Source organism: Arthrobacter rhamnosi, from assembly GCF_054510855.1.
The window spans coordinates 210,323-221,775 of record NZ_JBTNDT010000003.1; the positions used below are offsets into that span (position 1 = coordinate 210,323).

Below are 11,453 nucleotides of genomic sequence, written 5' to 3' on the forward strand. Positions count from 1 at the left end.
CCCCCGGCACCTCCGAGGGCACCCTCCCCGCTGCTGATCGTGCGACGCTGGGTACATGGATCTCGAGGTGACACCCGCACTGACGATTCCCGCGTCGGAACTGGACTGGCGGTTCTCGCGGTCGTCCGGCCCGGGCGGCCAGCACGTCAACACCTCGGACAGCCGCGCGGAACTCTCGTGGGATGTCGCGCGCTCGGCGGCACTCTCGGACGGCCAGCGCTCGAGGCTGCTCACGCGTCTCGGACCCCGTCTCGTGTCCGGGGTGATCACCGTGGCGGCCTCGGAGCGACGCTCACAGCTGCGCAACCGCGAGATCGCCCTGGCCAGGCTCACCGAGCGGGTGGCAGAGGCCCTCGCGCCCGACCCGGCCGCCCGCCGGGCGACCCGGCCCACGCGGGGCTCGGTCCGACGGCGCCTGGCTGCGAAGGACCAACGGTCAGCCACGAAACGTCAGCGACAGCGGCCCGCAGCGGAGTAGTGGGGTCCCTCGGCCGGACCCTGCTGAAGACCGGTGCCCGAAGTGGGACTCGAACCCACACACCTCTCGATACTGCATTTTGAGTGCAGCGCGTCTGCCAATTCCGCCATTCGGGCCGTCGCCGCACCGGCCCTGGGCTGACTTCCTCGGGGCCCGGTGCGCGAATCCACTCTACATGCCGATAGGCTGTTTCCGGGAACGGGAGCATGCCTCCGGGGGCCCATCGGAACGCAATCGTCATCAAGGAGCAACAGTGTCTGAACCCACCGAATCCACGCCCGCCGGACCCGCACGCCGGGTCATCGTGGCCGAGGACGAGACGCTCATCCGGCTCGACATCATCGAGATCCTGCGTGGGGAAGGCTACGAGGTCGTGGCGGAAGCCGACAACGGCGAGAAGGCCGTGGCCCTCGCCCAGGAGCACAAGCCCGACCTCGTGCTCATGGACGTGAAGATGCCCGTCATGGACGGCATCACGGCGGCGGAACAGATCGTCAAGGCCCGTATCGCGCCGGTCGTCCTGCTCACCGCCTTCAGCCAGAAGGAACTCATCGACCGTGCACGTGACGCCGGGGCCATGGCCTACGTGGTCAAGCCCTTCACCCCGGCCGACCTCATCCCCGCCATCGAGATCGCCATGTCGCGCTACGAGGAGATCAAGGCGCTCGAGGCCGAGGTGTCCGACCTGCAGGAGCAGTTCGCCACCCGCAAGCTGGTCGAGCGTGCCAAAAGCCTGCTGACCACGAAGATGGGCCTCACCGAACCGGAGGCCTTCCGCTGGATCCAGAAGACGTCCATGGACCGTCGCCTCAGCATGCGTGAGGTCGCCGAGACGATCATCAACCAGGTCAACTGACGCCGCGCGGTAGCCAGGCGACGGGCCTGCTGGCACAACAGAAGACCGGCACACCAGAAGACCCCCACCCGATCGGGTGGGGGTCTTCTGTTACCTGGAAGCGGTTCGGCTACTTCTTCTTGGCGGGCCAGGGGCCCACGCCTTCCTTGATGAAGGAGGTGTGGCCGTCGGGCAGCTGTCCGGCATCCGTGATGTCTCCGACACGGTGGACCTTGATGGAGTTGGTGGAGCCGGCCTGTCCGGGAGGGGACCCGGCGGCGATGACCACGAGGTCGTCGACCTCGACGAGGCCCTGCTCGAAGAGGACCCGGTCCACCTGGGCCGTCATCTGGTCCGTGTGTTCCACGAACTCGACGAGCTTCGGCTGGATGCCCCAGATGAGGGACATGGTGTTCAGCGTCGACTGCACGGGCGTGAAGGCGAAGACCGGCTTCTTCGGGCGGAGGCGCGAGAGGCGGCGGGCGGAATCCCCCGACTGCGTGAACGTGCAGATGTACTTGGCGTCGAGCTGGTCGGAGATCTCGACGGCAGCGCGGGTGATGGCGCCACCGCGGGTCCTCGGCTTGCTCCCCAGCGGCGGGACGCGCTCGAGGCCGTGGCGCTCGGTGGATTCGATGATGTCGGCCATGGTGCGGACCGTCTCGATCGGGTACTTGCCGACGCTCGTCTCACCGGACAGCATGACCGCGTCCGCGCCGTCGAGGACGGCATTGGCGCAGTCGGAGGCCTCGGCGCGCGTGGGGCGCGGGTTGTCGATCATGGACTCGAGCACCTGCGTGGCGACGATGACCGGCTTCGCCCAGCGGCGCGCCAGTTCGACGGCCCGCTTCTGGACGATGGGCACGTCCTGCAGCGGCAGTTCGACGCCGAGGTCGCCTCGCGCCACCATGATGGCGTCGAAGGCGTCGATGATCTCCTCGAGGGCGTCCACGGCCTGCGGCTTCTCGATCTTCGCGATGACCGGGACCCGGCGTCCCTCCTCGTCCATGATCTCGTGGACGCGCTTCACGTCTCCGGCGTCACGCACGAAGGACAGCGCGACCATGTCGACGCCGATCTGGAGGGCCCAGCGCAGGTCCTCCTCGTCCTTGTCACTGAGGGCGGGGACGTTGACGGCGACGCCGGGCAGGTTGATGCCCTTGTTGTTCGACACCATGCCGCCGACGACCACCTCGGTGGTGACCGACACGTCGTCGACAGCGGTGGCACGGAGCGCGACCTTGCCGTCGTCGATGAGGAGCATGTCGCCGACGTTGACGTCCTGCGGCAGTCCCTTGAAGGTGGTGGAGGAGATGTCCTGGGTGCCCTGGATGTCCTCGACGGTGATGGTGAAGACGTCGCCCGGTGACAGTGCGTGGGGGCCGTCGGCGAAGCGGCCGAGGCGGATCTTGGGACCCTGCAGGTCGGCGAAGATGCCGACGGGCTTGCTCAGCTCCGCTGACGCACGGCGGACGTTCTCGTAGGTGGTGCTGTGCACGGCGTAGTCGCCATGGCTCATGTTCATCCGGGCTACGTCGACGCCCGCCTCGAGCACGGCGAGGGTGTTCTCATAGCTGGCGATTGCGGGGCCGAATGTTGCAACGATTTTTGCGCGTCTCATGAACCTAGCCTAGTCGTGTTGGGGTGGGGGGTAAGGTGTGCGGGCCGGTCAGAGCACGGCGATGGAGCGGTCGGTCGGCGCCACGGGTGCGGGGAGCTTGGTGGAACCCATGAGCCACTGGTCCACGGCGGCAGCGCAGGCGCGCCCCTCGGCGATGGCCCAGACGATCAGCGACTGGCCACGGCCGGCGTCACCTGCGGAGAAGACGCCGGGCGTGTTGGTCATGTAGTACCCGTCGCGCGCCACGTTCCCGCGGTCGTCGAACTCGGCCTGGACCTGCTCGGTGATACCGGCCGGCTCGGCGCCTGTGAAACCGAGCGAGAGGAAGACCAGGTCGGCGGGGATCTCCCGCTCGGTGCCCGCCTTGGGGACGCGGCGTCCGTTGACGAATTCGGTCTCCGCCACCTTGATGCCGCGCAACACGCCGTTGTCGCCGACGAACTCGACGGTGGAGGCCAGGTAGCGTCGCTCGCCGCCTTCCTCGTGGGCGCTCGCGATGTCGAACAGCGTGGGGAACGTCGGCCAGGGCTGGTCCGGACGCCGCTCGGTGGGCGGCTGCTGCCCGATGGCGAGCGTCGTGACGGACGCGGCCTTCTGCCGGTGGGCGGTACCGAGGCAGTCCGCGCCGGTGTCGCCGCCGCCGAGGATGACCACGTGCTTGCCCTCGGCATGGATCTGGTCCTCGACGGACTCTCCCGCCACGACCCGGTTGGCCTGCACGAGGTAGTCCATCGCGAAGTGGACGCCCTCGAGGTCGCGTCCGGGGATGGGGAGGTCGCGCGGCAGGGTGGCACCCGTCGCGATGACGACGGCGTCGTACCGGCGCCTGAGCTGGCCCCAGCTGATGTCCTTGCCCACGTCGACCCCGGTGCGGAAACGCGTGCCTTCGGCCTCCATCTGGGCGAGGCGGCGCTCGAGGTGGACCTTCTCCATCTTGAAGTCCGGGATGCCGTAGCGCAGCAGGCCGCCGATGCGGTCGTCACGCTCGTAGACGGCGACGGTATGGCCGGCACGGGTCAGCTGCTGTGCCGCTGCGAGCCCGGCCGGTCCGGATCCGACGACGGCGATCGTGCGGTCGGTCAGGCGCTCCGGCGGGTGCGGTTCCACCCAGCCCTCACCGAACGCCAGGTCCGCGATGGACACCTCGACCTGCTTGATCGTCACGGGCGGCTGGTTGATGCCGAGCACGCAGGAGGACTCGCACGGCGCGGGGCAGAGCCGGCCGGTGAACTCCGGGAAGTTGTTCGTGGCGTGCAGGCGCTCGATCGCCTCGCGTCCCTTGTCCCGGAACATGAGGTCGTTCCACTCCGGGATGAGGTTGCCCAGCGGGCAGCCCTGGTGGCAGAACGGGATGCCGCAGTCCATGCAGCGGCCCGCCTGGGCCTTCAGCACGCCCTTCTCCTGCGCCTCGTACACCTCTTTCCAGTCCATGATGCGCACCGGGACGGGGCGTCGGGGCTGGGTCTGGCGCTCGCGCACCTTCATGAATCCGCGTGGGTCAGCCACCGGTTACCTCCAGGATCTTGGTCCACGCCTCTTCGCCGTCGGGGTCGAGGCCCTGTTCGACGGCGGTGGCGCGGGCGTCCAGTACCGCGGCGTAATCGCGCGGCAGGACCTTCGTGAATCGGGAAACGGTGTCCTCGAAGGACTCCAGCAGGCTTTCCGCGAGGTTCGACTCCGTCTCCTCGACGTGCTGGATCAGCAGCCGCCGGACGATCTCGATGTCCTCGGCGTCGAGGTCGACGAGCAGGAGCTCACCGTTCTCGAGGCTCTGCTTGTTGACACGGGCGCGGTCGAGGTCGAGCACGAAGGCCGTGCCTCCGGACATGCCCGCGCCGAAGTTGCGGCCGGTGCGTCCGAGGATCAGGGCCTGGCCGCCGGTCATGTACTCGCAGCCGTGGTCGCCGATGCCCTCGGCCACCGCCGTCGCACCCGAGTTGCGGACGAGGAACCGCTCCCCCACCTGGCCGCGCAGGAACATCTCGCCGCTCGTGGCGCCGTAGCCGATGACGTTGCCGGCGATGACGTTGTGGTCCGCGCGGAACACGTTGGAGCGGTCCGGGCGCACGATGATGCGTCCGCCGGACAGACCCTTGCCTACGTAGTCGTTCGAGTCCCCGAGCAGGCGCAGCGTGATGCCGGCCGGCAGGAACGCGCCGAGCGACTGCCCGGCCTGGCCCGTCAGGGTGACGTCGATGGTGTTGGTCGCCAGCGTGTCGAGCCCGAAGGTCTTCGTCACCTGGTGGCCGAGCATGGTGCCCACCGAGCGGTCCGTGTTGACCACGTCGACCGAGATGCGCACCGGCGAGCGGTGCTGCAGCGCGTCGGCGCTCATCTCGATGAGCTTGTTGTCGAAGTGCTGGTCCAGCTCGTGGTTCTGCGGGAGCATGTTCCGCATCGGCTCACCGGAATCGGACTCGTTGCCGCGCAGGATCGGGTCGAGGTCCAGGCCGTCGGCCTTCCAGTGCTCGATCGCCTCGCGGGCGTCGAGCAGCTCGCTGTGGCCGATGGCCTCCTCGAGCGTCCGGAAACCGAGCTCGGCGAGGATCTCGCGCACCTCCTCGGCGATGAACTCGAAGAAGTTGACGACGAACTCGGGCTTGCCGTTGAACCGGCTGCGCAGTTCGGGGTTCTGCGTCGCGACGCCCACCGGGCACGTGTCCAGGTGGCAGACGCGCATCATGATGCAGCCGGAGACCACGAGGGGCGCCGTGGCGAAGCCGAACTCCTCGCCTCCCAGCAGGGCGGCGATGACGACGTCGCGCCCGGTCTTGAGCTGGCCGTCCACCTGCACGACGACGCGGTCGCGCAACCCGTTGAGCATGAGCGTCTGCTGCGTCTCCGCGAGTCCGAGCTCCCAGGGGATGCCGGCGTGCTTGAGCGAGTTCAGCGGGCTCGCGCCGGTGCCGCCGTCGTGCCCGGACACCAGGACGACGTCGGCCTTGGCCTTCGTGACGCCCGCGGCGACCGTGCCGATGCCTACCTCGGAGACGAGCTTGACGTGGACGCGTGCGCTCGGGTTGGACCGCTTGAGGTCGTAGATGAGCTGGGCGAGGTCCTCGATGGAGTAGATGTCGTGGTGCGGCGGCGGCGAGATCAGGGCGACGCCGGGCGTGGAGTGCCGCGTCCGGGCGATCCACGGGTACACCTTCTGGCTCATGAGCTGTCCGCCCTCACCGGGCTTGGCTCCCTGCGCCATCTTGATCTGGATGTCGTCCGCGTTGGTCAGGTACAGGCTCGTGACGCCGAACCGGCCCGAGGCGACCTGCTTGATGGCGGAGCGGCGCTCCGGATCCAGCAGGCGCTCGACGTCCTCGCCCCCCTCGCCCGTGTTCGACTTCGCGCCGAGGCGGTTCATCGCGATGGCGAGTGTCTCGTGCGCTTCCTTCGAGATGGAGCCGTAGCTCATCGCACCCGTGGAGAAACGCTTGACGATGGACGAGACGGGTTCGACCCCGTCGATGCTGATGGGCTCACGGGCATCGCCGCGGAGCTTGAGCAGCCCGCGGAGCGTCATGAGGTCCCTCGACTGGTCGTCCACGCCCTGCGTGTACGCCTTGAAGATGTCGTAGCGGCGTTCACGCGTCGCGTGCTGCAGGCGGAAGACGGTCTCCGGGTTGAAGAGGTGCGGCGGGCCCTCGCGGCGCCACTGGTACTCTCCTCCGTTGTCGAGGCCGCGGTGCGGATCCTCGATGCCGTCCTGCGGGTAGGCGCTCTCGTGGCGGGCCGCGGTCTCCGCCGCGACGACGTCGAGTCCGACGCCGCCGAGCTGCGTCTGCGTGCCGTGGAAGTACTCGTCCACGAGCTCCTGCGACAGGCCGAGGGCCTCGAAGGTCTGGGCGCCGCAGTAGGAGCTGACCGTGGAGATGCCCATCTTGGACATGATCTTCAGGACGCCCTTGCCGAGGCCCTTCAGGAGGTGCGCGACGGCGGCTTCGGCCGTGACGCCGGTGATGTCGCCGTTGCGGACGAGTTCCTCGCAGCTCTCCATCGCGAGGTAGGGGTTCACGGCGGAGGCGCCGTAGCCGATCAGGACCGCGACGTGGTGGACCTCGCGCACGTCGCCGGCTTCGACGACGAGGGAGGTCTTGGTGCGGTTGGCGCTCTTGAGCAGGTGGTGGTGCACGGCGCTGGTCAGCAGCAGGGACGGGATGGGGGCCCACTGCGCGTTCGAGTCGCGGTCGGACAGCACCACGTACTGGACACCGCGGTTCAGTGCACTGGACACCTGCTCGCAGATCTCCGCGAGGCGCGCCCGCAGGGCGGCCTCACCGCCGTCGTGCCGGTACAGGCCGCGCACACGGACGGTCAGCCGGTCGCCGTCGTCCGTCTCCAGGTTGGCGATCTTCGCGAGTTCGTCGTTGTTGATGACGGGGAACTTCAGGGCGATCTGCTTCGAGCGCACCTGACCGGTGGACAGCAGGTTGCCGTCCGGCCCGATGGTGACGCCCATCGAGGTGACGAGCTCCTCGCGGATGGAGTCCAGCGGCGGGTTGGTCACCTGGGCGAAGGACTGCACGAAGTAGTCGAACAGCAGCCGCGGGCGCTTCGACAGCACGGCGATCGGGGTGTCGGAGCCCATCGCACCGAGCGGCTCGGCACCGCTCTTCGCCATGGGGCCGAGCAGGATCCGCAGTTCCTCCTGCGTGTAGCCGAAGGTGCGCTGGCGGCGGTTGATCGACGCCTTGGTGTGGATGACGTGCTCGCGATCCGGGAGGTCCTCGAGCTGGATCAGGTTCTCCTTGACCCACTCCCCCCACGGGTTGGCGGCAGCGACCTCGGCCTTGATCTCCTGGTCCTCGATGAGGCGGCCTTCCTCGGTGTCGACGAGGAACATCTTGCCGGGCGAGACACGGCCCTTGCGGACCACGCGGGACGGCTCAACGTCGAGCACGCCCACCTCGGACGCGAGGATGACGAGACCGTCCTCGGTGACCCAGTACCGCGCCGGGCGCAGGCCGTTGCGGTCGAGGACGGCGCCGACGAGGCGACCGTCCGTGAAGGAGACGGCGGCAGGGCCGTCCCAGGGCTCCATGAGCATGGAGTGGTACTGGTAGAAGGCGCGCCGGGCGGGATCCATGGTGGCGTGGTTCTCCCACGCCTCCGGGATCATCATCATGATCGAGTGCGTGATCGGGCGCCCGGACAGGGTGAGCAGTTCGGCGACCTCGTCGAAGGACGCGGAGTCCGACGCACCCGGCGTGCAGATGGGGTACAGCTCCTCCGGCGAGTCCCCGAGCAGGGGGTTCGCCAGCTGCGACTGCCGCGCACGCATCCAGTTGCGGTTGCCCTTGACGGTGTTGATCTCGCCGTTGTGCGCGATGGTCCGGAACGGCTGGGCGAGGGGCCACGACGGGAAGGTGTTCGTGGAGAACCGCGAGTGGACGATGCCGAGGCGCGTCTTGAAGCGCTCGTCCGACAGGTCGGGGTAGAACGGCTCGAGCTGCGCCGTGGTCAGCATGCCCTTGTAGACGATCGTCTTCGAGGACAGGGAGGGGAAGTACACGCCGTACTTGTTCTGCGCGCGCTTCCGGACCCGGAAGGCCTTCGCGTCGAGGTCGGCCGGGTCACCGTCCGTGGGCGCCAGGAAGAGCTGGACGAAGTGCGGCATGCAGGCGCGGGCCATTGCACCCACGAGGTCGGCGACCACGGGGACCGCCCGCCAGCCGAGCACCGTCAGGCCCTCGGACTCGGCGAGGAACTCGAGGCCGGCGCGCACCGTCTCCTCCTCCTTCGCCTCGGCCGGGAGGAACGCCGTCCCGACCACATAGGAGCCGGCGGGAGGGAGCGGGAAGTCGACGACGGCTCTGAAGAACTCGTCGGGGATCTGGGTCAGCAGGCCGGCGCCGTCGCCCGTACCCTCGTCGGCGCCGACGGCGCCGCGGTGCTCGAGGTTGCGCAGGGCCGTCAGCGCGGCGTCCACGATGTCGTGGCCCGGCTCGCCGCGAAGGGTCGCGATGACGGCGAGGCCGCACGCGTCCTTCTCGTTCTCCGGGTTGTACAGGCCGGTGGCCTCCGGGATGGAGGCGAACCGTGTGAAGGGCGACTCCACGGCCGGGTCCTCGGAGGATGTCGTATCCGGTTGTGTCCCGGTCGACTTTCCTGGCGTCAAAGCAGTCATCGAAAGGATCCTTCCCCCATGATGGAGCGTCGGGAGGGGACAGCCTTGGCCCCGCAGGCACCGCTGTCTGGGAGCGGTTGCCGTTCTTGTATCGTGTGCCCATCGCCTGGCCGGCGCTGCCCGGCGCTATTGGCGGGCAATGGGGTAGTCGTCCTGCGCCGGTCGGGGGCGGTGTCGGTGCGGACAGGAAGGTTATCCGGCCGTCGCACCAGGGTCCACAACAGTGTGGTGTCGCGTCCTTGAGGGGCGGTGGCCCGGGGACTGCGGTCGGGGGCCGAGTCCCGCGGCTCCGCTTTCGCGGGGTCCCGGAACGCGGATCGTCACTCAGGAGCCGTTTGTCTCGGAAAGATTACCACGATCATTCCGCGCACTCGGCCCTTTGTCCGCTGGGTGGGCACCTGTGGCTGAAGCGTTACGGGACCCGCGCGGCGAACCTGCTTCGGCAGCTTCCGTCGACCGGACACCGCCGTTCCGGGAGGTATCGGTCCCGGCGGAACCGGGCGTGTCCCCGGCGCCGGATCCCGCCGTCGGACCGGTTCCCGCGGAGGCCGTACCGGAGACAGCGTTCCCGGCCTCGCCGGCAGTCCCGTCGTCCGATGCGCCCACCGATGCGTCCGATGAGGCGCCCGATGCGGCGCCCGATGCCGCGCCCGCCAGTGCCTCGGCCGAGGCGTCGGCCTGCGGCTCCCGGCCCGGGAGGTAGACGGACGGCGCCTCGACAGGACGGCGCTTGACGGCGAGGAACACGAGGATGGCCAGGGAGACCACGAAGACCGCGATGCTCGTCCAGACGTTGAGCCGCTGCGTCACGCCGAAGAGCGTGACCATCTCGGCGTCGTCGATGCGGAGCGTCTCGATCCAGACGCGTCCCAGCGTGTAGTACGCGGCATAGAGCCAGAACATGCGCCCGCCGCGGAGACGGAACTTCCGCGCCAGCAGCAGCAGGAGCGCTACTCCTGCGAGGTTCCAGAGGAGTTCGTAGAGGAAGGTCGGGTGGAACAGCGTGCCCGGTTCCTGGTCGATCGGGAAGTTGGCGTTGTCGGCATCGATCTCCAGGCCCCAGGGCAGGGTGGTCGGCGCGCCGAACAGTTCCTGGTTGAACCAGTTGCCCAGGCGGCCGACGGCCTGTGCGAGCAGCACGCCCGGTGCCCCGGCATCGGCGAAGGCCGAGAGCTTCACCCCGGCGCGTCGTGCACCGATCCACGCTCCGACGGCGCCGAGTGCGATGGCGCCCCAGATACCGAGTCCGCCCTGCCAGATCTGCGGGATCCGGGCGAGGTCACCCTCGGGTCCGAAGTAGGCGTCGGGCGAGGAGAAGACGTGGTAGAGCCGGCCACCGATGATGCCGAACGGGATGGCCCAGATCGCGATGTCCCACACGGCGTCGGCGGAGCCCCCGAAGGAGACGAAACGCTTCTGCGTGAGGATGAGCGCGAGGATGATGCCGGCCAGGATGCACAGCGCGTAGGCGTGGATGGTGACCGGGCCGAGGCCGAAGCTCGCCCACTCGGCGGGCGGGCTCGGGATCGACGCAGCGAGGCCGATCACGAGGATGCCTTGGGCGTCCCGGTGCTCAGCTCGCGCGTGAGGTCTGCGACGGCTGCCACTCCGCCGTCGCGCAGGGCGGCCACGAGGGCCGTGCCCACGATGACGCCGTCGGCGTAGGCGCCGATCTCGCGGACCTGGGCCGACGAGGAGACGCCGAGGCCCACGCACACGCGTTCGGCACCGGCTCCGTGGGCGGCATCGACCACCGCGCGGGCCGCGGTGCCGACCGAGGACCGCGCGCCGGTCACGCCCATGACGGACACGGCATAGACGAACCCCCTGCTGGCGTCGACGGTGTTCTGCATGCGCTGGGGCGACGTGGAGGGCGCCACGAGGAAGACACGGTCGAGGCCCAGCTCCTCGGAGGCCTCGAGCCACTCGGCGGCCTCGTCGGGGATCAGGTCGGGCGTGATCAGCCCGGCCCCGCCCGCCGCCTTGAGGCGCTCGGCGAAGTTGCGCACGCCCATCCGCATGACCGGGTTCCAGTAGGTCATGACGAGGACGGCCGCATCGGTGCTGCGGGTGATTCCCTCGACGACGTCGAAGATCTGCGGGACGGTGAAGCCGTTGGCCAGCGCCTCGACCGTCGCCTCCTGGATGACGGAGCCGTCCATGACGGGGTCGGAGTAGGGGATGCCGATCTCGATGAGGTCCATCCCGTTCTCCGCCATGGCGATGCCGGCGTCGATGGTGGCCTGGACGTCGGGGAAGCCCGCCGGCAGGTAGCCGATCAGCGCGGCGCGACCCTCGCTCCGTGCCCTCTCGATCGCGGCGGCGGCCTTCGACCCGTCCGCAATGGTTCCGGCGTGACGGCCGACGGGAGCGTCGGTCGCGTGGTCGCTCGTGCGGG

The 11,453-nt window shown here is 69.1% G+C and carries 7 protein-coding genes and 1 tRNA gene; 2 read left to right on the top strand and 6 right to left on the bottom strand.

Annotated features, from left to right (window positions below):
- Positions 1 to 55 precede the first annotated feature (55 nt).
- Positions 56 to 478 (top strand): alternative ribosome rescue aminoacyl-tRNA hydrolase ArfB, encoded by a 423-nt coding sequence (gene arfB, locus ACX80I_RS07650; RefSeq protein WP_459344523.1) that lies wholly within the window; start codon positions 56 to 58, stop codon positions 476 to 478.
- 34 nt (positions 479 to 512) lie between these two features.
- Here arfB and ACX80I_RS07655 read toward each other — a convergent pair.
- Positions 513 to 594: transfer RNA gene (locus ACX80I_RS07655), tRNA-Leu, on the bottom strand.
- A 137-nt stretch (positions 595 to 731) separates the two neighbouring features.
- Between ACX80I_RS07655 and ACX80I_RS07660 the strand changes: the two genes are divergently transcribed.
- The gene (locus tag ACX80I_RS07660) at positions 732 to 1,334 is read left to right on the top strand and encodes an ANTAR domain-containing response regulator (RefSeq protein ID WP_087073309.1); all 603 of its coding nucleotides are present in this window, start codon (positions 732 to 734) and stop codon (positions 1,332 to 1,334) included.
- Between the two features lie 109 nt (positions 1,335 to 1,443).
- Here ACX80I_RS07660 and pyk read toward each other — a convergent pair whose 3' ends face one another.
- From pyk to trpA, 5 genes are all read right to left on the bottom strand, one after another.
- Positions 1,444 to 2,934 carry a pyruvate kinase gene (pyk, locus tag ACX80I_RS07665; protein ID WP_459344524.1) on the bottom strand — a complete coding sequence of 497 codons (1,491 nt, stop codon included), beginning with the start codon at positions 2,932 to 2,934 and terminating at the stop codon, positions 1,444 to 1,446.
- A gap of 48 nt (positions 2,935 to 2,982) precedes the next feature.
- A complete protein-coding gene (gene gltD, locus ACX80I_RS07670; RefSeq protein ID WP_459344525.1) occupies positions 2,983 to 4,440 on the bottom strand; it encodes a glutamate synthase subunit beta in 1,458 nt (485 codons plus the stop codon).
- Positions 4,433 to 9,055, bottom strand: coding sequence for a glutamate synthase large subunit (gltB, locus tag ACX80I_RS07675; RefSeq protein ID WP_459344526.1), 4,623 nt, complete (start codon positions 9,053 to 9,055; stop codon positions 4,433 to 4,435). Before gltB ends, gltD begins: the two co-directional genes overlap by 8 nt.
- Before the next feature lie 324 nt (positions 9,056 to 9,379).
- Positions 9,380 to 10,603: a prolipoprotein diacylglyceryl transferase gene (gene lgt, locus ACX80I_RS07680; RefSeq protein ID WP_459344527.1), complete on the bottom strand. Its 1,224-nt coding sequence runs from the start codon at positions 10,601 to 10,603 to the stop codon at positions 9,380 to 9,382.
- A complete protein-coding gene (trpA, locus tag ACX80I_RS07685) occupies positions 10,600 to 11,400 on the bottom strand; it encodes a tryptophan synthase subunit alpha (protein WP_459344746.1) in 801 nt (266 codons plus the stop codon). The genes lgt and trpA overlap by 4 nt, the downstream gene beginning before the upstream one ends.
- Positions 11,401 to 11,453 lie beyond the last annotated feature (53 nt).